Annotated in this window: 20 protein-coding genes and 1 tRNA gene; 6 read left to right on the top strand and 15 right to left on the bottom strand. The window is 60.1% G+C overall.

What is annotated here, in order from left to right:
- The first annotated feature begins 67 nt into the window (after positions 1–67).
- The 3 genes from ABWV89_RS03230 to ABWV89_RS03220 all read left to right on the top strand — a co-directional run bounded on the left by ABWV89_RS03230 (position 68) and on the right by ABWV89_RS03220 (position 4,272).
- Complete coding sequence (locus ABWV89_RS03230) at positions 68–1,810, top strand: bifunctional protein-serine/threonine kinase/phosphatase (RefSeq protein ID WP_353394144.1); 1,743 nt, start codon at positions 68–70, stop codon at positions 1,808–1,810.
- A 145-nt stretch (positions 1,811–1,955) separates the two neighbouring features.
- Positions 1,956–2,846 carry a Dyp-type peroxidase gene (locus ABWV89_RS03225; RefSeq protein WP_353394142.1) on the top strand — a complete coding sequence of 297 codons (891 nt, stop codon included), beginning with the start codon at positions 1,956–1,958 and terminating at the stop codon, positions 2,844–2,846.
- Positions 2,847–2,982: 136 nt separating this feature from the next.
- Positions 2,983–4,272: an NAD(P)/FAD-dependent oxidoreductase gene (locus tag ABWV89_RS03220; protein WP_353394140.1), complete on the top strand. Its 1,290-nt coding sequence runs from the start codon at positions 2,983–2,985 to the stop codon at positions 4,270–4,272.
- A gap of 147 nt (positions 4,273–4,419) precedes the next feature.
- Here ABWV89_RS03220 and ABWV89_RS03215 read toward each other — a convergent pair whose 3' ends face one another.
- The 5 genes from ABWV89_RS03215 to ABWV89_RS03195 form a co-directional block, all read right to left on the bottom strand.
- A complete protein-coding gene (locus ABWV89_RS03215; RefSeq protein ID WP_353395150.1) occupies positions 4,420–4,803 on the bottom strand; it encodes an FKBP-type peptidyl-prolyl cis-trans isomerase in 384 nt (127 codons plus the stop codon).
- A gap of 141 nt (positions 4,804–4,944) precedes the next feature.
- Entirely contained in the window at positions 4,945–5,970 is a 1,026-nt protein-coding gene (dusA, locus tag ABWV89_RS03210) for a tRNA dihydrouridine(20/20a) synthase DusA (RefSeq protein ID WP_353395149.1), read from the bottom strand.
- A 160-nt stretch (positions 5,971–6,130) separates the two neighbouring features.
- Complete coding sequence (phbB, locus tag ABWV89_RS03205; protein WP_353394138.1) at positions 6,131–6,868, bottom strand: acetoacetyl-CoA reductase; 738 nt, start codon at positions 6,866–6,868, stop codon at positions 6,131–6,133.
- Between the two features lie 105 nt (positions 6,869–6,973).
- A complete protein-coding gene (locus ABWV89_RS03200) occupies positions 6,974–8,152 on the bottom strand; it encodes an acetyl-CoA C-acetyltransferase (RefSeq protein ID WP_353394136.1) in 1,179 nt (392 codons plus the stop codon).
- A 33-nt stretch (positions 8,153–8,185) separates the two neighbouring features.
- Entirely contained in the window at positions 8,186–9,943 is a 1,758-nt protein-coding gene (locus ABWV89_RS03195) for a PHA/PHB synthase family protein (RefSeq protein ID WP_353394134.1), read from the bottom strand.
- A gap of 137 nt (positions 9,944–10,080) precedes the next feature.
- Here ABWV89_RS03195 and ABWV89_RS03190 point away from each other — a divergent pair, with 137 nt between their 5' ends.
- Positions 10,081–10,386 (top strand): hypothetical protein, encoded by a 306-nt coding sequence (locus tag ABWV89_RS03190; protein WP_353394132.1) that lies wholly within the window; start codon positions 10,081–10,083, stop codon positions 10,384–10,386.
- On the opposite strand, the gene pgeF is transcribed toward ABWV89_RS03190, so the two are convergent.
- From pgeF to ABWV89_RS03165, 5 genes are all read right to left on the bottom strand, one after another.
- Complete coding sequence (pgeF, locus tag ABWV89_RS03185; RefSeq protein ID WP_353394130.1) at positions 10,303–11,112, bottom strand: peptidoglycan editing factor PgeF; 810 nt, start codon at positions 11,110–11,112, stop codon at positions 10,303–10,305. The genes ABWV89_RS03190 and pgeF overlap by 84 nt on opposite strands.
- Before the next feature lie 13 nt (positions 11,113–11,125).
- Positions 11,126–11,770: a maleylacetoacetate isomerase gene (gene maiA / locus ABWV89_RS03180; protein ID WP_353395147.1), complete on the bottom strand. Its 645-nt coding sequence runs from the start codon at positions 11,768–11,770 to the stop codon at positions 11,126–11,128.
- A gap of 87 nt (positions 11,771–11,857) precedes the next feature.
- The gene (locus ABWV89_RS03175) at positions 11,858–12,346 is read right to left on the bottom strand and encodes a DUF5666 domain-containing protein (RefSeq protein ID WP_353394128.1); all 489 of its coding nucleotides are present in this window, start codon (positions 12,344–12,346) and stop codon (positions 11,858–11,860) included.
- A gap of 164 nt (positions 12,347–12,510) precedes the next feature.
- Positions 12,511–13,392 (bottom strand): ribose-phosphate diphosphokinase, encoded by an 882-nt coding sequence (locus ABWV89_RS03170; protein ID WP_353394126.1) that lies wholly within the window; start codon positions 13,390–13,392, stop codon positions 12,511–12,513.
- Positions 13,392–14,978 (bottom strand): thymidine phosphorylase family protein, encoded by a 1,587-nt coding sequence (locus tag ABWV89_RS03165; protein WP_353394124.1) that lies wholly within the window; start codon positions 14,976–14,978, stop codon positions 13,392–13,394. The genes ABWV89_RS03170 and ABWV89_RS03165 overlap by 1 nt, the downstream gene beginning before the upstream one ends.
- A gap of 181 nt (positions 14,979–15,159) precedes the next feature.
- Between ABWV89_RS03165 and ABWV89_RS03160 the strand changes: the two genes are divergently transcribed.
- A complete protein-coding gene (locus ABWV89_RS03160; RefSeq protein WP_353394121.1) occupies positions 15,160–16,203 on the top strand; it encodes a TRAP transporter substrate-binding protein in 1,044 nt (347 codons plus the stop codon).
- A gap of 81 nt (positions 16,204–16,284) precedes the next feature.
- Complete coding sequence (locus ABWV89_RS03155; protein ID WP_353394119.1) at positions 16,285–16,878, top strand: NUDIX hydrolase; 594 nt, start codon at positions 16,285–16,287, stop codon at positions 16,876–16,878.
- Between the two features lie 55 nt (positions 16,879–16,933).
- On the opposite strand, the gene ABWV89_RS03150 is transcribed toward ABWV89_RS03155, so the two are convergent.
- The 5 genes from ABWV89_RS03150 to pheS form a co-directional block, all read right to left on the bottom strand.
- Positions 16,934–17,010 (bottom strand) — tRNA-Pro (locus tag ABWV89_RS03150).
- Between the two features lie 68 nt (positions 17,011–17,078).
- The gene (locus ABWV89_RS03145; RefSeq protein ID WP_353394117.1) at positions 17,079–17,588 is read right to left on the bottom strand and encodes a MerR family transcriptional regulator; all 510 of its coding nucleotides are present in this window, start codon (positions 17,586–17,588) and stop codon (positions 17,079–17,081) included.
- 217 nt (positions 17,589–17,805) lie between these two features.
- Positions 17,806–18,138 carry an integration host factor subunit alpha gene (locus ABWV89_RS03140; protein ID WP_353394115.1) on the bottom strand — a complete coding sequence of 111 codons (333 nt, stop codon included), beginning with the start codon at positions 18,136–18,138 and terminating at the stop codon, positions 17,806–17,808.
- Between the two features lie 52 nt (positions 18,139–18,190).
- A complete protein-coding gene (gene pheT / locus ABWV89_RS03135) occupies positions 18,191–20,617 on the bottom strand; it encodes a phenylalanine--tRNA ligase subunit beta (RefSeq protein WP_353394113.1) in 2,427 nt (808 codons plus the stop codon).
- 112 nt (positions 20,618–20,729) lie between these two features.
- Positions 20,730–21,785 carry a phenylalanine--tRNA ligase subunit alpha gene (gene pheS / locus ABWV89_RS03130; RefSeq protein ID WP_353394111.1) on the bottom strand — a complete coding sequence of 352 codons (1,056 nt, stop codon included), beginning with the start codon at positions 21,783–21,785 and terminating at the stop codon, positions 20,730–20,732.
- Positions 21,786–21,839 lie beyond the last annotated feature (54 nt).

The raw sequence follows: 21,839 nt of genomic DNA, 5'->3' as shown, positions 1-21,839 counted from the left end.
TCGTGAAAGGGTCACCCCGGTCACGACCCCTGTTCTATTTCCGCCCAATTGGTTCGCGTGATTACCCATGAACAACCAGCACAAACTGAGGGTCAGGGTTGGCCAGTATTCAGACAAGGGACGCAAGCTCCAGAACCAGGATTTCCACGGTCTGTGTGTGCCCGATGACCCACAGCTGACATCCAAAGGGATCGCCATCGCCATCGCCGATGGCATCAGCTCAAGCAAAGTCAGTCACGTCGCCGCCGAATCTGCCGTTGCCAGCTTTCTGGCCGACTACTACTGCACATCCGAAGCCTGGAGTGTCAAGCGCTCGGCCGAAAGGGTCATCTCTGCTGCCAACTCCTGGCTGCACTCGCAGACACAGCAAAGTCAGTACCGCTTCGACAAGGACCGTGGCTATGTTTGCACTCTCAGCGTGATGGTGCTGCGCCAGAACACAGCACACCTGTTCCATGTGGGCGACTCACGCATTTACAAGCTGCACGAGCGCAGCCTGGAACAGCTGACCGACGACCACCGCGTCTGGCTTGGTGGAGACCAAAGCTATCTGGCGCGCGCCATGGGGGCCCATTCACAACTCGAAATCGACCATCGCCAGGTCGACATGGCCACGGGCGATGTCTTTGTCCTGGCCACTGATGGTGTCTACGAACATGTCGACGCCAAGCTCATCCATGAGGCCATTGCCTCGCACCCGGAGGATCTGGATGCCGCAGCAAAGCACGTGGTCGAGCAGGCGTATGCGCAGGGCAGCGAGGACAACCTGACCATCCAGATCGTCGCGGTAGAGGCCGCCCCCGGTGCCGGCGATCTCGGCTCACGCCCGCCCGAGGCCATGCTGGCGATGCCTCCCACCCTGCAGCCGCGCATGCGCTTCGAGGGCTACACCATTGTTCGGCAACTTCACCAGACGCACCGCAGTCAGCTGTTTCTCGCCACCGATGACGAGACTGGTGTGAAAGTGGTCATCAAGGTGCCCTCAACCGAAATGAAAGACAAGGCGGCAGAGCTCGAGCACCTGCAAATGGAGGAATGGATCGCCCGCAGGGTGGACAACCTGCACCTGCTCAAACCTCACACCAGCGGCCGTGAGCGCAAGCACCTGTTTGTGGCCATGGAATACATCGAAGGCCAGACGCTTGAGCAGTGGATGACTGACCACCCGGCACCGTCGCTCGAAGAGGTCCGAAGCATCATCGAGCAGACCGGCAAGGGATTGCAGGCGTTGCACCGCATGGAAATGATCCACCAGGACATACGCCCGGCCAATGTCATGATTGATCAAAGCGGTACCGTCAAGATCATCGACTACGGCACTGTCAGGGTCGCCGGGCTGGGACAGGTTGCCCCAGAGCACGCTCCCGTCCCCGGGTTCGTCCAGTATGCGGCGCCAGAGTACTTCACCGGAGACGGTGGATCAGCCGCCTCAGACCTCTTCTCCCTGGCCGTCATGAGCTATGAGATGCTCAGTGGCCGCCTGCCCTATGGGCTCGACCTGGCCAAAACCAGAACCCGTGGAGAGCAACGCAAGCTGACTTATCGCAGCGTCGTGGACGACAACCGCCCCATCCCGTTGTGGCTCGATGGCGTCTTTCGAAAAGCACTGCACATCGACCCATTCCGGCGCCACCAGGAGATCAGCGAGTTCACCCATGAGCTGCGGCACCCGCCCGAAGGCCTGCTTCACGCACGTCGGCCACCTTTGGCAGAGCGGCATCCTGTTCTGCTCTGGAAGGGCATCTCGCTGACCCTTCTGCTGCTGGTGCTGTTGCTTTTGTCCACTCATCCCTGGGTTCGCGAGCTTTGAATCGGGCGCTTTCCGTGAAAAAGCACCGAGCCAGCATACTGACTGTCGCACACGCGTCATCAGACGGGGCATGATGGCGCAGAGCCAGTCGTGGCCCGGATTGACCCGGGTCCGGCCCGTTGCCCATTCCCCGGAGTGCCCGCGCATGACCGTTGCCCACCTCGCCCAACCCGGCATACTCGCCCCGATTCCCTCGCACGCACGCTATCTGAGCCTTCAGTTGCGTGTCGGCGCTGATCCGACCACGGCGCTGCGCCGCCTGGCAACGCAAGCCGATGGGGATGAGACGGTTGTGGCCATCGGGCCATCACTGGTACGCGTCCTGGGCAAGGAGATTCCAGGCTTGCGCGAGTTCAGGGGCATTGACGGCGCACGGGTCAAACTGCCTTCAACACCTGTCGACCTGTTGCTGTGGCTGCGTGGCAGCGAGCGCGGCGAGCTTTTGCTGAGAAGCCGTCATCTCGAAACGCTGCTGGCCCCTTCGTTTGAAGTGGTGTACATCACAGACGCCATCCGTCACGGCGACGGACGTGATCTGACGGGTTACAAAAACCAGGCCGAGCGGCTCGTGGGCGAATCGGCTGCCGAAGCGGCCATGCTGCCATCGACAGCTGGTGTCCTGGCCGGCAGCTGCTTTGCCACAGCCATGCGATGGCACCATCGGCTCAGCCGTTTTGAGGCCATGTCCCGATCGCAGCAGGACCATACGTTCGGACGGGAGCGGGATACCGGTGAAGCGATCCCTGATGCGCCGCCCTCTGCTCACGCGAACCGGGTGAATCACCGGAGTTTCAGCCCGCCAGCCGTGTTGCTGCGACGTTCGATGCCATACGTCGATGGCAATGAGGGCGGCTTTGCCTTTGCCTGCTTCGCCCCTTCATTCGATCCATTTGAACGCCTGCTCACCCGCATGACCGGTGCGGAAGACGGCATTGTGGACGCGCTGTTCAGCTTCTCCGAGCCACGTACCACGGCCTACCTATGGTGCCCGCCGGTCAAGGAAGGCTGGATGGACTTTTCGGCTCTTGGCATCTGAGTTGTGGTCTTTTCACTGACGGGAATGATCGAGTCACGGGTTTTCCCCATGTGAAAATTTGATATTTGTCATGCTCCCATAAACCCCTGGGAGTATTATGAACTCGTCACGTATCACACCTGAGGAGTTCAACCCCATGGCCCGTATCGTCATTCTGGGCGCCGGCATCGGCGGCATGCCCATGGCTTATGAGATGAAAGATCTGGTCGGTCCGTCCGATACGGTCACTGTCATCAGCGAAAGCCCCAAGTTTCACTTTGTCCCTTCCAATCCCTGGGTTGCCGTGGACTGGCGAACCCGTGGCGACATTGAGGTCGATATTGCCGAGGCGCTGGGCAAGAAGAGGATTGAGACCTTCATCCAGGCGGCCAAGCGCGTTCACCCGGAAGAAAATCAGGTTGAGCTCATGGACGGCACGCGGGTGGACTACGACTACCTGGTCATCGCCACGGGCCCCAAGCTGGCGTTTGATGAGATCGAAGGCCTTGGCCCGCACGGCGGCCATACTGAATCGATTTGCCATGTGAACCATGCCGAGGGGGCCAAGAGCGCCTGGGACAAATTCGTGCGGGAGCCAGGCCCCATCGTGGTCGGTGCCGTGCAAGGTGCATCCTGTTTTGGCCCCGCCTATGAGTTCGCCATGATCATGGACACGGATCTGCGCAAGCGCAAGATCCGGGACAAGGTGCCCATGACCTTCGTCACCTCCGAGCCCTATATCGGGCACCTGGGCCTGGGCGGCGTGGGCGACTCCAAGGGCATGCTGGAATCGGCCATGCGACAGCGCCACATCAAATGGATCTGCAACGCCAAGGTCAACAAGATCGAAGCGGGCAAGATGTTCATCACCGAGCACGACGAGCGCGGCAAACCTGTGCAAGACCACGAGCTTCCATTCAAGCACTCGATGATGTTGCCCGCCTTCAAGGGTGTGGATGCTGTTTTTGGTATCGAAGGGCTGACCAATCCACGTGGCTTCATCACCATTGACGAACACCAGCGAAACCCCAAGTACCGCAATATCTTCAGCGTAGGTGTGTGTGTGGCGATTCCGCCCGTGGAAGCCACCCCTATTCCCTGCGGGACGCCGAAGACCGGCTACATGATCGAATCCATGGTCACGGCCACCGCCCACAACATCCGGGAACTCATGGATGGAAAGGAGCCCACACACCATGCCACCTGGAACACCGTCTGCCTGGCCGATTTCGGCGACACCGGTGCTGCCTTCGTGGCCCTGCCGCAGATTCCCCCGCGCAATGTGAGCTGGTTCAGCGAAGGCAAATGGGTACACCTGGCCAAAGTGGCCTTCGAGAAGTACTTCATGCGAAAAATGCGCAAGGGAACCTCTGAGCCGATCTACGAGAAGATCGTCATGGACTTCATCGGCATCACCAAACTCAAGGGAAAAATCACTGGCAAGTGAAGTACCCGCAGCCCGACGGCTCCGGAACAGAAAAACCCTCTGCTGACCTTGATCAGGGAGGGCTTTTTCTCTTGTTCTTCTTTCTTTTTTTCTGTTGGCAGCTTCCTCGATCGGGCGCGACTGCCAGTGCCGATACGTGACTTGCGATTACTTGCCAGCCACGCCCAGCAGTTCAACCTCAAACACCAGGGTTGCATTGGGCGGGATCACGCCGCCGGCTCCCCGAGAGCCATAGGCCAGTTGACTCGGGCAGGTCAGCTTGGCCTTGCCCCCCACCTTCATCAGCTGCACGCCTTCTGTCCAGCAAGGGATGACGCGATTGAGCGGGAAGTCGATGGGCGTGCCACGGGAGTACGAACTGTCGAACTCCTTGCCGTCCGGGAAAGTGCCTTTGTAGTGCACTCGAACCTTGTCACTCGCAGCCGGGCTGGCGCCGGTGCCCTCTTTCATTGGCAGGTAGACAAGTCCACTTGCCGTGACCACGGCGCCCTGCTCGGCAGCCGCAGCATCCAAGGTGGCGTTCTGGGCCATGGCATTGACGCCTGATGCGAGACCGCATGCCAGCACGAAAGAGCGAAGAAGAAAGGTGTTCGGGAAAGTCATTGTGTAGGTCAAAGTGGATTCAAATGTTGAGGCCACGAGCATACGCGCCAAAGGCCATGCCAGCGGCCATCAATTGTGAGAAACGGAAACCTGTTCTTTTGCGCCGGCATGCATGCCGCCATCACTGGCACTCCGGCTCACATGTGCCTGAGCCATCGCCCAGACTTCGCGCGCCGGCAGAGGCTTGAGCCGGTGGTCACTCCACACTTGCCGCCACTTGCGCGCGCCACGAAGACCGTGACGCAGACCCAGCATGTGGCTGGCGATGGAATACCAGTTGACCCCATCTTCGGCGGCAGCGCGCTCCATGTAGTCCACCATGGCCAGCTCAATCGCTTCGCGGTCCGGCACCAGCGAGGCGGTGTCTCCATAGAAACGACGATCCCAGTCCACCATGAGCCAGGGGTTGTGGTAAGCCTCGCGCCCCACCATGACGCCGTCCACCTGCTCCAGCTGAGGGGCGATGTCGTCGTTGGTCTTGAAGCCACCATTGATGGCAATGGTCAGGTGTGGAAACTCCTGTTTGAGGCGATGCACCAGCTCATACCTCAGCGGCGGAATCTCGCGGTTTTCCTTGGGAGACAAACCCTTGAGCCAAGCGTTGCGTGCATGCACGATGAAGACCTGGCAGCCGCCCTCGGCCACGGTCCCGATGAAGTCCCTCACAAAGTCATAACTTTCGATCTTGTCAATGCCGATCCGATGCTTGACTGTGACCGGCACATCCACAACGTCGGCCATGGCCTTGACGCAATCTCGCACCAGCTCGGCTTCACCCATCAGGCAAGCGCCAAAAGCCCCCTTGAGCACGCGCTCACTGGGGCAACCGCAGTTGAGGTTGATCTCGTCATAGCCGCGCTCCTGCCCCATCCTGGCCGCTCTGGCCAGATCAGCAGGTTCGCTCCCCCCCAGTTGCAACGCCACGGGATGTTCTTCATCGTTATAGGCCAACAGCTGGTCCGTGTCGCCATGGATGAGCGCACTGCTGGTCACCATCTCCGTATAGAGCAAGGTATGGCGCGTCAGCAGCCGATGAAAAAACCGGCAGTGCCTGTCGGTCCAGCCCATCATGGGCGCAACGGACAGACGCCACAGGCTGTGCCCCGTGGCGGTCACAGGCAGCAAAGCGGAGGAAGCAGTAGAGGAGGCAGCACAGGTCGACATTCCCCGATTATCCCAGCGCCACGAAAAAACCCCGCCAAAGCGGGGTTCTCCTTGTATGTGCCGAGTGCCGGATGGCAGGGCAAAAGCCGCTTCAGCCCATGTGCAATCCACCGTTGACCGAGAAATCGGCACCAGTGGAGTAGCCGCCTTCTTCACTGGCCAGCCAGGCAATGATGGACGCGATTTCGCTCGGTTCGCCCAGTCGCTTGACGGGTACGGTGGCCACGATTTTCTCCAGCACGTCAGGGCGAATGGCACGAACCATGTCGGTGCCAATATAGCCAGGGCTCACGGTGTTGACCGTCACTCCCTTGGTGGCCAGCTCCTGCGCCAGTGCCATGGTAAAGCCGTGCATGCCTGCCTTGGCAGCCGAATAGTTGGTCTGGCCAGCCTGGCCCTTTTCGCCGTTGACCGAAGAAATGTTGATGATGCGGCCCCAGCCTCTTTCCACCATGTCAGGCACAACCTGCTTGGTCACGTTGAACATGGAGTCCAGGTTGGTGCTCATCACGGCATCCCAGTCTTCCTTGGTCATTTTCAGGAACATCCGGTCCTTGGTGATACCGGCGTTGTTGACCAGAACGTCGATCGGGCCATGCTCTGCCTTGGCTTTCGCAAATGCATCCACGGTGGACTCCCACTCGGCCACGTTGCCGACAGAAGCATAAAAAGTAAAGCCCTGAGCCTTCTGCTCGTCAAGCCACTTCTGGAAGTCGCGGGTTGGTCCGCAACCAGCGATGACCTTGAAGCCCTCTTTGTGCAGGCGCTGGCAAATGGCAGTACCGATGCCACCCATGCCACCGGTGACATATGCGATGCGTTGAGTCATGATTTTCTCTCCTCTTACCCTTGGATAAACAAAAAACTGTCAGGTCTGCGGTCCAGCACACGGCACGCCATTGCACGCCGCACTGCTGACCAATGTAATGCGCAATCAGCGCTCGATAGCGAGGGAAACCCCCATGCCACCGCCAATGCAGAGGGCTGCAACGCCCTTCTTGGCGTCGCGGCGCGCCATCTCGTGCAAGAGGGTGACGAGAATGCGGCAACCAGATGCACCGATCGGGTGACCGATGGCAATGGCGCCACCGTTGACGTTGACCTTGGATGCGTCGACGCCCAGCACTTTGTTCACAGCACAGGCCTGCGCTGCAAACGCTTCATTGAGCTCAAACAGGTCCACGTCTTCAGCCGTCCAGCCAGCACGTGCCAGCGCCTTTTGAGTCGCCGGCACCGGGCCCATACCCATGGTGGCCGGATCCAGGCCACTGGTGCCGAAGGAGACAATGCGCGCCATGGGCTTGAGGCCCAGTTCCGCCGCTTTCTTCGCGCTCATGACCATCACGGCCGCCGCACCATCGTTGATGCCAGACGCATTGCCCGCCGTCACCGTGCCGTCTTTGGCGAACGCTGGTTTGAGGCCACCAAGCGCCTCGGAGCTGGTCTTCTTGTTGATGAATTCATCGTCCTTGAACACCACCGGATCGCCCTTGCGCTGCGGGATATTGACAGGAACGATCTCCTCCTTGAATTTGCCAGCCTCTTGCGCAGCCCCGGCTTTTTGCTGGCTCTTGAGCGCCAGCTCGTCCTGCATGCCACGGGTGATCTCATGCTCCTTGGCGACGTTCTCGGCAGTGATGCCCATGTGGTACTGGTTGTAGACGTCCCAGAGACCATCGACGATCATGGTGTCGACCATCTTCCAGTCACCCATTCGCTGGCCGTTGCGACTATTGGGCACCACGTGCGGGCTGGCACTCATGTTCTCCTGGCCGCCTGCGATCACGATGTCGCTATCACCCCAGGCCACCGCCTGAGCCGCCAGCATCACAGCCTTGAGGCCGGACCCGCAAACAGCGTTGATGGTCAGCGCAGGCGTTTCCTTGGCGATGCCCGCTTTCATCATGGCCTGGCGAGCCGGGTTCTGGCCGACACCTGCTGCCAGCACCTGACCCATGATGACTTCGCCCACGGCATCTGGCGCGACGCCTGTGCGCTCCAGCAACTCTTTGATCACCACGCTGCCCAGTTCGGGCGCAGACACCTTGGCCAGGCTGCCGCCGAACTTGCCAATCGCGGTGCGAACCGCCGAAACGATCACGATGTCTTCCATTACAGGTCTCCTATGAAAAATTCGATATGAAAATCAGGCTTTGACTTTGACGTAGCTGCCAGGGGCTGGCTCGATTGCCGCATAGGCTTTCGCGCGGCCATACGTCTTGGGTGCGGCTATCTGTTTTCCGGCTTGCGGCTTGAGCCAAGCGGCCCAATCGTCCCACCAGCTGCCCGGGTGCTCCTTGGCACCATCCACCCACTCGTCCACCGTCTCCGGGAACTTGTTGGCGGGCCCCGTCCAGTGACTGCGCTTGCCCTTGGCCGGCGGATTGATCACGCCCGCAATGTGGCCAGATGCGCCCATGACAAACCGCTTCTTGCCCGGCAGCACATGGGTGCTGGCGTAAGCGGCGGCGATTGGCACGATATGGTCCTCGCGCGACCCGTAGATGTAGACCGGCAGCTTCACCTTGGTGAAATCCACCTTCTCGCCACACACGACCGCTTTGCCTGGCTGGATGAGGTTGTTTTCCAGGTACGTGTTGCGCAGGTACCAGGCGTAATAAGGTCCAGGCAGGTTGGTGCTGTCCGAGTTCCAGTAGAGCAAGTCAAACGGTGGCGGTGTCTCACCCTTGAGGTAGTTGCCCACCACATAGTTCCAGACCAGATCATTGGGGCGCAAAAAGCTGAACGTGGTGGCCAGATCCCGGCCGGGCATGATGCCGCCCTCGGCAAACTGCATCTCCCTGAACTTCACGAAGTTCTCGTCAATGAACACGTCCAGAATGCCGGTGTCGGTGAAGTCCAGCAACGTGGTGAGGAACGTTGCGCAGTGCACGGGATGCTCGCCTCGTGCTGCCAGTACAGCCAGTGCGGTGCCCAGCATCGTGCCGCCCACACAGAAGCCCAGCGCATTGATGTCCTTCGCACGGGTGATGTCCTGCACCACATTGATGGCCTCGATCACAGCGCCTTCGATGTAGTCGTCCCATGTCTTGTCGCCAAGCGATTCGTCGGGATTGCGCCAGCTGACCACGAAGGTGCGGTGCCCCTGCTCCACTGCATAGCGGATGAGTGAATTCTCGGGCTGAAGATCCAGAATGTAGAACTTGTTGATGCACGGAGGCACCATCAGGAACGGGCGCTCGTAAACCTTGGCCGTCAGCGGCTTGTATTCGATCAGCTGAAACAGTTCGTTTTCATAGACCACGGCGCCTTCGGTGGTGGCCACGTTCTTGCCCACCTCGAACACGCTTTCATCGGTCATGGACACGTGGCCCTGGCGAATGTCATGCAGCAGGTTCTGTACCCCTTGGGCAATGCTCTCGCCCTTGGTTTCCAGTGCCTTGCGCTGCGCTTCCGCATTGAACGCCAGAAAGTTGCTCGGCGCGCTGGCGTCCACCCATTGCTGGACTGCGAAGCGGACACGGGCGCGCGTCTTCTCGTCCCCTTCCACCGCTTCGGCCAGGGACATCAAGGTGCGCGCATTGAGCAGGTACAGAGCGGCCGCAAATGCAGACACCGGATTGCTGGCCCACGCGTCAGCAGAGAAACGCCGGTCTTTCGGGGGCTTGACATCGATGCCCTGGTTCCAGATCGAGGCGAGTTCGCTCAGATAGGTTTTCTGGATCTCAATGGCCTTGGCCGGGTCCAACTGAACGGATCCGCCCGACGCCTTGGAAAACCAGTCCTCAAGCTGCGAAACCGCACTGCCCCCCATTCCCGGCGGAGCCCACTGTCCTGTTGGCGCCCATTGCTGGGCCATCTGACCCCACTGCTGCATCCATTGCTGCTGAAAAGCCTGCGTGGCGTTGAGCCATGCCTCGGATGCGTTTGACGCATTGTCCATGTCTGTCTCCGTCCTTCCACGTGCGACGTATCATCGCGTTGAAACCAGTCTACTGTCTACGATAACGCTTTTCCGTTCAGTGTCGGCTTGATGCCTTCCAGAAACCTGACGTTTATCAAACGAAGCCTTCGTCCCGCATGCATTTGATCGTTATCGCATGGCTTTATGTCGTGCTCATGATGGCCGTCGCTGAAGCCACCAACAGCAATGGCACCGTCATTGGCGCCATCATGACCTTTGTCCTCTACGGCCTGCTGCCGATATCGATCCTGCTCTATCTGCTGCGCACACCGGTCCGGCGCAAGACCCTGCGCGACAAGGAAGCCGCGGAACGTGCCGCGACCCAGAATGAGCAAGGTTCAGGCCAGCCAGACACAGGCAGCCATCCGCCCACTGCTGCCGAGGCGGACAGCGTCCCGCCGGTGGGAAAAGAACCGCGCTGACTGCCGCACGGTGCACCAGGCATCGCTGCCATCATTGCCAGAGACCGATGTCACACCCATCTCGGCCAGTCGCCAGCGCGCGATCTGCTGCAGATCGCATAGCCACTTTCCCCCTCTGGGCAAGGGCTTGAAGGCATCTACATGCGCCGGGTGCGCTTCCATCATCGCCAGCCGGACGTCATCGCCCACTTCGAACTCACCTGGTCCAATGCAAGGCCCCAACCATGCCAGCAAGTCACCTGACGCAAGGCCCTGACCTTGATCGTCCGATGCCTGACCCATGGTTTCTTTCATGGCCGAGACACAGGTCTCCAGAATGCCTACGCCCTCGTTCCCTGCCAGCCCGCGCCAGCCCGCATGCGCCGCACCGACCACACGCCCCTGGCGGTCGCTGAACAGCACGGGCAGACAGTCGGCGACCATGATGGTGCACGCCATCCCCATTTCTGTGCTGAAACAGGCATCCGCCTCCTGGCCGTCTTCGCTACTCTTGTTCAGCCGGCTCACACGAAGCCCATGCACCTGGCGCAGAAACACTGGCCGGGCGGGGATGCGGGCTGTGAGGATTTGGCGGTTGTGCTGAACTGCTGCCGCATCGTCCCCCACATGACCCCCCAGGTTCAGGGTGTCATAGGGAGCGCTGGAAATGCCCCCGGCCCGGGTCGTGAACAAGGCGCCGACGCCGTCCGGCGCTGGCCACTGAGGGACGATCCAATCCTGACTCACCGGGCTCAGCGGCTTATTCCGCCGCGTCAGGGCAAGCTGAAGGTTGTGCCTTCTGAAAGGCTTCCAGTGACATGCAGGCATCGAAGGCAGCCATGGTCAGAGGCAAGCCGTCGAGGGGCGTTTCGAACCGGCGGGCATTGAAGATCTGCGGCACCAGGCAACAGTCTGCCATGGTGGGTGACTCGCCAAAGCAATAGGTCGACCTGGGCCCCGCCGCCAATTGCCGCTCAAACGCTTCCAGCCCCTCGCGTACCCAGTGACGGTACCAGGTGTCTCGCTGCTCATCCGGCACTTTCAGCTCACGCTTGAGGTACTGGAGGACACGCAGATTGTTGAGCGGATGGATCTCACAGGCCACCACTTGCGACAGTGCCCTGACTCTCGCTCTGTCCAGCGCTTCAGCCGGCACCAGTCGGGCGCCTCCCGGGCAGGTCTCGTCCAGGTACTCCATGATGGACATGGACTGGGACAAGCGCGTGCCGTCCGGCATCTCGAGCAGCGGCACCATGCCTTCAACGGCGATATCCCGAAACGCGCTGTCCTTGTGCTCGCCCTTGGCCAGGTGCACGGAGACGTACTCGTAGTCCAGGCCTTTGAGATTGAGCGCAATGCGAACGCGGAAAGAGGCTGATGAGCGGAAATAGTTGTAGAGCTTCATGCGCGCAAGCATAACGCGAGAAGGGCTCCTCCCGGAGCCCTTCATGCTTTGCCCATGGCGCCGCCGGCGCCTTTGCCCCGGAGACGATCAGTCGTCGTCTTCCTTGTCATCGTCGTCGTCACTGTCGTGATCGTCATCGTCGTCGTCATCGCTGTCATGGTCGTCATCATGATCGTCATCGGACTCGTCTTCCAGCTCATCGTCCTCAACGTGTCCGCTGCAATCATCATCTCGATCGTCATCGTCGCAATGGTCATCGTCGTACTTGACCGAGTCCGCCACCAGTGTGCCGTCTACAAATGCTCCCTCCACCTCGACATAGCTGCCTTGCGCCAGGTTGGCAGGGATCGCAGCTGCCCCCGTGGCATCCACCGGAACCCCTTCCACACTGAAATGGGTAGCGTCGGTATAGGAAGTCACCAGCCCGGTCAGGTCGCCATCCTTCGGGTCCGCGTCAATGGACGCTTCATCCGAGCCTGAGCCACCACATGCTGCCATGCCCAGCACCAGTGAGACCGCTGCAGCCAGCCGGGCCAGGCGATGGCTTTTCGAGTGGGTTCGGACGGATACATTCATGGCTTCTCCTTTGCGTTCCTTGCGTGGGTTGTCTTCACGGCAACGTGCGCATTGCCCAACGCAATGCGACCTGTCACCGTCAACTGGCAGTCTCGGCGCCAAACATTACGTCCACCTTAAGCGCACTGCAAGCAAACGCAACGCAGCCCGTCGCCCGACCAGGATCACCGCAGTGATTCGGCGACCATGGATGCGACGGAAACAACATTCGTCGCATGCGGTACGGCATCCGTGCTCCACACATTGGCCACGCCAGCCTGCTTCAACAGCTCCAGAGCATTGCCCGCAAACAAGGCATGCGTGACTGCAACATCCACCTGGCGGGCGCCAGCTGCTAGCAGCAATGAAGCAGCCACCACCAGCGTACGCCCGGAACTGGCCACGTCGTCCATCAGCACCACATCCCGACCTGCCACCGCAATGCCTGCGGGCAAATCGATGGTCACGTCCCGGTCGCCACGGCGCACTTTCGTGCAAACCCACGAGGCCCAGGCACGTGATTGCGCCGCCTGAGCCACCCATTGCGCCGACTCTTCGTCCGGGCCGACGATCACCGGGTCTTCCAGACGCGAAGCAATGTGCCCGGCCAGCAAAGGTGCTCCGCTCAGCGCAATGGCCTTGGCCACAGGAATGGCCTCCTGCAAGTCGTGCACACGATGCAAATGCGGGTCGATGGTCACGACGCGATCGAACAGGCTGGCCAACCAATCCCCCACGATCCTCTGACTGACAGCTTCCCCTGGCTCAAACGCCATGTCCTGCCGCATATAGGCCATGTACGGAGCCACCAGCGTCAACTCCCTGGCGCCCAGCTGCCGCGCAGTCCGGGCCGCGAGCATGAGCGTGACCAGCTTGTCGTTGGGTTGGTTCAACGACTGCCAGATCACCACATGCTCGGGAAGGTTTGGTGGCAGGCGCACTTTCACTTCGCCATCAGGGAATCTGTGCACAGCCATGCGGCCGAACGCCCAGCCGTTGAGCCCTGCGCAATGCGACGCGCTCGCCTGTGCCCCCTCATCGGAGAGGACTAATACTTTCTCAGTCATCAAAACTCCACGAACACTTTGGGTACGTCTCCCTCTACTCCGATGCTGAATCCACTGTCTGCTTCACTGGCTTGCGAGGCAAACGCCAGATCTGACGGGTAGCTGGCGTAAATGCGGTAGAGCACATCGCCCACTTGCACCGGATCGCCCAGTTTCCGGAAGATGTCGACCCCCGCCTCCCTGACCTTGGGCGCTCCTGCCAGCCTTGCGATACGCGCCATCTGCAGGTTGTCGATTCTCGTCACCACGCCATCCGAGACAGCCTTGACCTCCAAGGTCAGCCTGCCCAGCGACGGGTGCTTCCAGTCAAAACCCTGAGCGCCTTGTGCCTTGACGATGGCCTGCATCTGAGCGAGGGCCCGGCCGGAGTCCAGGATGTCTCTGGCAATGGCAAAACCGTCACCCCCACGCACATCAGGGCTGCACTCGATCAGACGGCCAGCCAGTCTCAACGACTTCTGGCGCAGATCGTTGGGTGCATCGGGATCACACTCGAGCACCTGCATCACATCGCGCGCCTCGAGGACAGGCCCAACGCCCCGCCCCACCGGCTGGCGACCATCAGTGATCACGACATCAAGGGACAGCTGCATGCGGTCTGCCACGTACTCGAACAGACGCCTGAGCCGCTGAGCTTCTGGCATCGATCGCACCTTGGCGCTCGGGCCAATCGGAATGTCCAGCACCAGATGGGTAGCGCCAGCGGCGATCTTCTTGGACAGAATGGAAGCAATCATCTGCCCGGGCGAATCAATGGACAGAGGCCGCTCGACCGAGATGAGGACGTCATCTGCAGGAGAAAGGTCGGCTGTGCCGCCCCAGGCCAGACAGCCGCGATGCTGTTGAACGATGCGGGTGAGTTCTTCGAACGGCAGCTCCACCCGGCTGAGCACCTCCATCGTGTCAGCCGTGCCCGCGGGCGAAGTGATGGCGCGCGATGAGGTTTTGGGGAAAACCAGTCCATACGCAGAGACAATCGGCACAACGAGCATGGACGTGCGGTTGCCGGGAATACCGCCAATGCAGTGCTTGTCCACGACCAGCGATTCGTGCCAATCAAGGCGACGCCCACTCTCCACCATGGCATCGGTGAGGAAGTACACCTCCTCCCTGTCCAGCTCGGACCGGTTGCAGGCCACCACAAAAGCCGTCAGCTCGATCTTGGAGTAGCGATGCTGCGCAATGTCGCGGACGATGGCGCCGAAATCATCCCGCCCCAGCCGCTCGCCATTGATCTTGCGAAACAATGCGGGAATGGACTCTGCCGGCTCGGCCTGTGCAATGAAGGCCTGATGTCCATTGGGCACTTCGAGCTGTTCGAAAGCATCTTCGGATACCCCCAACTCATGGCACCCGACGATGGAAGTGTCATCCACCACATTCAGGGTCGCCAGAATCCGTTTGCCGTTGGCACGCACCTCCACTTTTGACAAGGCCTGGAAACCCTCAGCCCTGTACACCGCACAATCCCTGTGCAGGTAGGCGACGTTTTCGCGGTAGGTATCGATGGCCACGCGCTTGAGCGAAAGAGATGCTCCTTCCTGCGCAGCTGATCCACAGCCGGTGACGATTTCTGTGTTCTCCATCCCCTGACGATACACCTGTCCGGCCAGCTCCAGCACCTTCAGCTTTCATAGCGCAAATGCCACACAATACAGGGCTCGAGGGTAATACCGGAGGACGTGCCTGCGTTCAAGCGTTACGGTTGAACATCTGGCAAACGTAGTCTCACGGGCCGATCAAGGAAATACAAAGGAGTTAGAAGCAATGATTCAGAGACGCACCCTGCTGCAGTCGGGCGCAGCAGTCGCCTTTGGCGCACCGGCCCTGGTGGGCTTTGCCCAGCAGACGGTCACACTCAAGTTCCACACCTTCATGTCTCCCCAGTCCAACGTCTGGAAGAACATGCACCAGGCCTGGATGGAGAAGGTGACCAAGGAGTCCGAAGGGCGTATCAAGTTCGAGCCCTACCCTGCCATGCAGCTCGGGGGCTCACCCGTTCAGCTTTTCGACCAGGCCAAGGATGGCGTCGCCGACATCATTTGGACCTTGCCAGGCCTCACCGCAGGGCGGTTCCCGCGAATCGAAGTGTTCGAGCTGCCTTTCATCATGAACAATGCCGAGGCCACGTCGCGTGCCTTCTGGGAGTACACCCAGACCATGGCGGCCGACGAGTTCCGTGGCGTCAAGCCGCTCGCCCTGCAAGTGCACGGACCCGGCATGTTCCACACGCGCAGCAAAATCATCAAAACGGCAGATGATCTCAAGGGCATGAAACTGCGCGGCCCCACCCGGCAGGTCACCAAGATGCTCGGCTACCTGGGCGCTGCGCCGGTAGGCATGCCACTGCCGCAGATCCCCGATGCCCTGTCCAAGGGCGTCATCGACGGGTGTGTCATCCCCTGGGAAGTGGTGCCTGCCGTCAAGGTCCATGAGCTCGCCCCCAACCACAGCGAATTCGATCCTGCAGGTGGCGCCCTCTACACCACGACTTTCATCATGGCCATGAACCAGGCCAAGTACGATTCCATGCCCGCCGACCTCAAGGCCATCATCGACAAGAACAGCGGAATGGAGACCTCTGCCTGGCTGGGTCAGGTGCAGCAAGGCGGGGATACCCCCGGCCGGGAAGCCGCCGTCAAGCGCGGAAACAACATCTACACCATCCCCGCCTCAGACGCTCAGGAGTTCCGCCGCAAGGCGCGCCTGGTCGAGGTCGAATGGGTCAAGGACATGGATCGTCGAGGTTTCAAGGGCGAAGAGCTGCTCAAGACGGCCAAAGACCTGATTGCCAAGTACGGCAAGAAGTGACGCCATTCGAAACACCGAAGGCGATGGATCGAGGGGCCCTTGAGGCCCCTTTTTCATGGGCCATCCCGTAAACTCTCCTTCATGTCACATGCGCCCATCAAGTTCTGCCGCAGTTGCGGCTCCGCAGTGGAGTATCGTCACCCTCCAGACGGCGATGAAAGAGAGCGTGCCATCTGCGTCGAATGCGAGACGATCCACTACCAGAACCCGCTCAATGTCGTCGGCACTGTTCCCGTCTGGGGCGATTCGGGAGAGTTCGTCCTGCTGTGCAGGCGCAACATTGAGCCACGCTGGGGCAAATGGACGCTGCCCGCAGGCTTCATGGAACTGGGCGAGTCAACAGAGGAAGGCGCCATGCGCGAAACCCGCGAGGAAGCCGGCGCCAACATCGAGCTTGGCGATCTGATCACCCTCATGAGCGTGCCCGACATCGGTCAGGTTCACATGTATTTCCGCGCCAGGATGCGAGACACGAGCCTTGCACCTGGCCCCGAGACCATTGAGGCCCGCCTGTTCCAGCAGCACGAAATCCCCTGGGATGAGATCGCCTTCCATACGGTCAGGCACACGCTGGAACACTATTTCGACGACCGCGCCAAGGGGCAGTTTGGCGTGCATGTGTTTGACATTGTCCACCGCAGAACCACATCGCCATCGCCATCGCCATCAGGCTGAACGCCTGAAATGAAAAAAGCCCGAAGCAGACAAGCTTCGGGCTTTTTCGTATCAATGGTCGGCGCGGCGGGATTCGAACTCGCGACCCCTTGCACCCCATGCAAGTGCGCTACCAGGCTGCGCTACGCGCCGACAAGCCTCACATTATAGCGCGAAAACTTCATCTCGATGATGGCGTGACCAACAAATTTACCGACTGCTCAACGTGTCGGATGGTCTGATTGCCCAGCCATCAACAACGCACGAATTTCGCTCAGTTCGCGCCTAAGGTGCACCAGGGACACTGAACCGAGTGCTGCCTCGGAGGCCTGCGAGCCGCTCGGAGGATTCGCCTGAGTCGAAGCACCATCCGCGTTCAGTTCGATCACCTCCACCTCACCTGCGGGCAAGGTACTGATGTCGAACGCATCGTCCTCTCCGTTGGTTTTGTCCTTTTCCTTTTCCTTTTCGGCTTGCGCAATTTCCTGGAGCTTGTTCCTCGCACCGCTGATCGTGAAGCCCTGCTCATACAGGAGCTCCCTGATACGCCGGATCATCAACACCTCATGATGCTGGTAGTAGCGGCGGTTTCCGCGCCGCTTCATGGGGCGCAGCTGAGTGAACTCCTGCTCCCAGTACCGCAGCACGTGAGGCTTGACGCCACAGAGCTCCCCTACCTCACCAATGGTGAAATATCGTTTGGCCGGAATAGGTGGGAGCGCTTTTTCCATAGAAATCAAGGCAGTAGAGCCTGAACCGATGAATTTACTCCAAGTTCAGGCGAATACCACCCCCCCGGACTGATTTCCTCTACTTTTTGTTGCAAACAGCGCGACTCAAAGCCCCACCCATGCAGAAGCCAGGACGAGCCGCCTTCATGGTCTGACCACAAGTCACAAATGGCTGATACGCCCCAGGCCCGCCTCCCGCGGGCAACCGGCGGCAGTGTCAGGCCCCGCCGCCGATGACAGCGGCCTGAACCTGCTCTTTGAGTTTGGGGCTCGCGTGAAACGTCACCACACGACGTGCGGCGATATTGACCGGTTCACCGGTGCGCGGGTTACGACCTGGTCTGGCCGCCTTGGTCCGGATCTGAAAATTGCCAAAACCGGAAATCTTCACATCCTGTCCGTCCACCAGACTGTCGGTGATGAGGTCGAAGAACGCATCGATCATGTCCTTGGACTCGCGCTTGTTCAAACCAATCTGCTCAAACAGCATTTCGGCCAGTTGCGCTTTGGTAAGCGCCGGGGTTTCCAGACTCTCGACTGCCAATTCCATCTCTTGCATCCTCCTACCAGTTGCACAACTTGCTTTCGGCGCAAGCTGACACTCAGGCCCTCAAACGTGCACCCACACAATCGCCAAGCGACGACAGTACCTTCTTGACCGTTGCGTCGATCTCCTCTTCGGTGAGCGTCGCATCGTCACGGTTGAGCACCAAGCGCACCGCCAGACTCTTTTCGTCCTCAGCCAGGCCACCGCCAGCAGCTTTGGGTCGGTAGACATCAAACAGCACTGCGTGGCGCAACCACTGTCCGCCACCGGCTTTGACTGCTTCCATGACCTGAGCATGTGTCACGCTTTCTGTGACCACAATGGCCAGGTCGCGTTCCACCGGCTGGTAGCGACTCACACGCTCAAACGTGGGCACTTCGCGATCGAGCAAGACCTCCTGGTCGAGCTCGAACATGACGGGTGCCAAGGGCAGATCATACTCTTGGCGCCATTTGGGATGGAGCTCGCCAACGTGACCAATGCAACGGTCCCCCAGCCAGACTTCGGCACATCGTCCAGGATGCATGGCCGGGTGCTCGCCAACTTTGAATTCTGGCCTGCGCGGACTGAGCAAGGCCTCGACATCGCCTTTGACGTCAAAGAAGTCGACTTTGCGGTCAGCCGTGCCCCACTGAAGCTCATCGTTGGCGCCATAGGCAAGTGCGGCAACGCGCGTGGGCTGATCGAAACCCGCCACTGTAGTGTCCGATTCCTGGACCGATGAGTCCTTGCGAAAAACCCGGCCCAACTCAAAGACACGAACGCGCGACGCCTTGCGGTCGAGGTTGTACTTCAATGCTGCGACCAGGCTGCCAAGAAGTGAAGAGCGCATCACGCTCATCTGGCTCGCGATCGGGTTGAGCAGCCGGACCGGATCAGCGTTACCGGCGAGATCCCGCTCCCACTTCTCTTCGACAAAGCTGAAGTTGATGGTTTCCTGGTAGCCCAGATGCGCCAGCTCCCGGCGCAATGCATAAGGCCCCCGGCGCGCCTCCTTGCGGACCTTTGCCGTCACGGGCGCCTGTGGCGGTGTGGCCGGCAGGTTGTCGTAACCCACCACACGTGCCACCTCCTCGATCAGGTCTTCTTCGATTTCAAGGTCGAAGCGGAAAGATGGTGGAACAACCGTCACGGAAGCAGACGCCCCCTGCCCCTCGGCCGTCGCATCCAGACCGAGCCCTTGAAGCGCCTTGAGGCATTGATCCTGTGTGAGCGGCATGCCCAGCACTTTGCAGGCTCGCGCGACCCGGAGACTGACAGGCTTGGCCTTTGGCAACTCGGTCGTCTGATCGACAATCGGCCCGGCCTGGCCGCCGCAGACGTCCAGCACCAACTGGGTAATGCGCTCAATGTGTTCGACCGTCTGCGCCGGATCGACGCCACGTTCGAAGCGATGACCGGCATCGGTAGAGAAGTTGAAACGGCGCGAGCGGCCTGCCACGGCCTTTGGCCACCAGAATGCTGCTTCGATATAGATGTTCTTTGTGTCGTCAGAAACGGCTGTGGCATCGCCCCCCATGATGCCAGCCAGCGATTCGACTTCGCGATCGTCAGCAATCACGCCAACCTGCTCATCCACTTCGATGGTGTTGCCATTGAGGAGCTTGAGCTGTTCACCCTTCTTGCCCCACCGAACCTGCAGACCACCGTGAATCTTGTCCAGATCGAAAATATGCGAGGGGCGACCGAACTCGAACATCACATAATTGGAAATGTCCACCAGCGGCGACACGCTGCGCTGGCCGCAACGAGCCAGTCGATCCACCATCCAGGCTGGCGTCCTGACCTGGGTGTTCACACCCTTGACCACGCGGCCAGAGAAGCGGCCACACAAATCGGCATCCTGAACGTCCACCGCCAGCGTATCGCCGATGCTTGCAGCCACTGCCGGGAAGGACGGGTCCTGAAGCGGCGCACCGGTCAGGGCAGAAAGCTCGCGGGCCACGCCGTAAACACTCAGGCAATGCGCCAGGTTCGGCGTGAGCTTGAGCGTGAACAACATGTCGTCCAGATTGAGCTGTTCACGGATATCCTTGCCAGGTACGGCATCGTCAGCCAGTTCCAGCAGGCCATCAGCATCCTGCGAAATACCCAGTTCTCGGGCCGAGCAAAGCATGCCGAAGCTCTCAACGCCACGAAGCTTGCCCTTCTTGATCTTGAAAGGCTTGCCGTCCTCCCCTGGCGGCAATTGCGCGCCGACCGTCGCGCAGGGAACCTTGATGCCCACTCGAGCATTGGGCGCACCGCAGACGATGCTCAGTGGTTCTGCCGCACCAACATCCACTGCGCAAACACGCAAGCGGTCAGCGTCGGGGTGTTGCTCAGCCTTGAGAATCTGACCGACGACCACACCGGTAAACGGAGGCGCCGCAGGCTCCAGTTCTTCAACCTCCAGACCCGCCATGGTCAGGGTGTCCGCCAGCGCCTGACTGGACAAGGGCGGATTGCAGAAGGCACGTAGCCAGGACTCGGGAAATTGCATGGTCTTAACTCAACCGTTCAGTATGGGTTTGTGGCCCCTTCCCTTCCAGGAAGGTTCAACGGGCCAGAAATCAGGTGTTCCGCATGTTCAACGCGGCTGTGGTGCGATTCGATCAATTGAACTGTGACAGGAATCGAACGTCGCCATCAAAAAACAGACGCAAGTCGTTGACGCCATAACGCAGCATCGTCAAACGATCCGGGCCCATGCCAAACGCAAAACCAATGTAGCGCTCTGGATCGAGCCCCATGTTGCGGACCACATTGGGGTGAACCTGTCCGGAACCGGCGACCTCCAGCCACTTGCCCGCCAGAGGGCCTGCCTGGAACTGAATGTCGATCTCTGCACTCGGCTCTGTGAACGGAAAGTAGCTGGGCCTGAAGCGCAGCACCAGATCGTCTGACTCAAAAAACGTGCGGCAGAAGTCGGTGAAAACGAACTTCAGATCCTTGAAGCTGATGTTCTCCCCAATCCACAGGCCCTCGCACTGGTGAAACATGGGCGAATGCGTGGCATCACTGTCGACCCGGTAGGTACGGCCCGGCGCAATGACGCGAATTTCGGGCATGGATTCACCCGCTTCAATCACGCTCTTGTACCGCTTGACATGCTGCACCGCGTGGCGGATCTGCATGGGGCTGGTGTGCGTGCGCAAAAGGTTGGGCGCCTCGGCCGAGCCGCCTTCGACATAAAACGTATCATGCATCGAACGCGCGGGGTGATCCGCAGGCGTATTCAATGCCGTGAAGTTGAACCAGTCCGACTCGATTTCGGGGCCTTCAGCCACGTCGAACCCCATGGAGCCGAAGATGCCTTCAATGCGCTCCAGCGTCAGGCTCACCGGGTGCAAGCCGCCATTGCCGCGTTCGCGCCCAGGCAGGGTCACGTCAAGCGCCTCCTGCTTGAGTTGCTTGGCCAGCTCTTCATCGGCCAGGGCCTGACGGCGGCCATTCAAGGCGGCTTCGATGGCCTGCTTGGCTTTGTTGATGGCGGCGCCCCGGGACTTCTTCTCGTCCACACTCAGGCTGGCCATGCCCTTCATCAGCTCGGTGATCCGGCCGGACTTGCCCAGAAACTGGGCTTTGGCATTCTCCAGGTCACTGGGCGTGCCAGCGGCCGCGAATGCGGTGGTGGCATTGCCAATCAGGACTTCCAACTCGTCGTTCATGTCAATTGTCTGGTTCGGAAAAACAAAAAAGGGGCCGAAGCCAGCGAGGGAGTT

Source organism: Hydrogenophaga sp. 5NK40-0174 (assembly GCF_040372165.1).
Taxonomy (GTDB): domain Bacteria; phylum Pseudomonadota; class Gammaproteobacteria; order Burkholderiales; family Burkholderiaceae_C; genus Hydrogenophaga.
This window is presented reverse-complemented; position numbering and strand designations above follow the sequence as displayed.

What these genes read in the sequence shown, in the direction of transcription:
- ABWV89_RS03230 (WP_353394144.1), top strand. Translation starts at nt 68, where the DNA reads ATGAACAACCAGCACAAACTGAGGGTCAGGGTTGGCCAGTATTCAGAC.
- ABWV89_RS03225 (WP_353394142.1), top strand. Translation starts at nt 1,956, where the DNA reads ATGACCGTTGCCCACCTCGCCCAACCCGGCATACTCGCCCCGATTCCC.
- ABWV89_RS03220 (WP_353394140.1), top strand. Translation starts at nt 2,983, where the DNA reads ATGGCCCGTATCGTCATTCTGGGCGCCGGCATCGGCGGCATGCCCATG.
- ABWV89_RS03215 (WP_353395150.1), bottom strand. Translation starts at nt 4,803, where the DNA reads ATGGCCCAGAACGCCACCTTGGATGCTGCGGCTGCCGAGCAGGGCGCC.
- phbB (WP_353394138.1), bottom strand. Translation starts at nt 6,868, where the DNA reads ATGACTCAACGCATCGCATATGTCACCGGTGGCATGGGTGGCATCGGT.
- ABWV89_RS03200 (WP_353394136.1), bottom strand. Translation starts at nt 8,152, where the DNA reads ATGGAAGACATCGTGATCGTTTCGGCGGTTCGCACCGCGATTGGCAAG.
- ABWV89_RS03195 (WP_353394134.1), bottom strand. Translation starts at nt 9,943, where the DNA reads ATGGACAATGCGTCAAACGCATCCGAGGCATGGCTCAACGCCACGCAG.
- ABWV89_RS03190 (WP_353394132.1), top strand. Translation starts at nt 10,081, where the DNA reads ATGCATTTGATCGTTATCGCATGGCTTTATGTCGTGCTCATGATGGCC.
- maiA (WP_353395147.1), bottom strand. Translation starts at nt 11,770, where the DNA reads ATGAAGCTCTACAACTATTTCCGCTCATCAGCCTCTTTCCGCGTTCGC.
- ABWV89_RS03175 (WP_353394128.1), bottom strand. Translation starts at nt 12,346, where the DNA reads ATGAATGTATCCGTCCGAACCCACTCGAAAAGCCATCGCCTGGCCCGG.
- ABWV89_RS03170 (WP_353394126.1), bottom strand. Translation starts at nt 13,392, where the DNA reads ATGACTGAGAAAGTATTAGTCCTCTCCGATGAGGGGGCACAGGCGAGC.
- ABWV89_RS03165 (WP_353394124.1), bottom strand. Translation starts at nt 14,978, where the DNA reads ATGGAGAACACAGAAATCGTCACCGGCTGTGGATCAGCTGCGCAGGAA.
- ABWV89_RS03160 (WP_353394121.1), top strand. Translation starts at nt 15,160, where the DNA reads ATGATTCAGAGACGCACCCTGCTGCAGTCGGGCGCAGCAGTCGCCTTT.
- ABWV89_RS03155 (WP_353394119.1), top strand. Translation starts at nt 16,285, where the DNA reads ATGTCACATGCGCCCATCAAGTTCTGCCGCAGTTGCGGCTCCGCAGTG.
- ABWV89_RS03145 (WP_353394117.1), bottom strand. Translation starts at nt 17,588, where the DNA reads ATGGAAAAAGCGCTCCCACCTATTCCGGCCAAACGATATTTCACCATT.
- ABWV89_RS03140 (WP_353394115.1), bottom strand. Translation starts at nt 18,138, where the DNA reads ATGGAATTGGCAGTCGAGAGTCTGGAAACCCCGGCGCTTACCAAAGCG.
- pheT (WP_353394113.1), bottom strand. Translation starts at nt 20,617, where the DNA reads ATGCAATTTCCCGAGTCCTGGCTACGTGCCTTCTGCAATCCGCCCTTG.
- pheS (WP_353394111.1), bottom strand. Translation starts at nt 21,785, where the DNA reads ATGAACGACGAGTTGGAAGTCCTGATTGGCAATGCCACCACCGCATTC.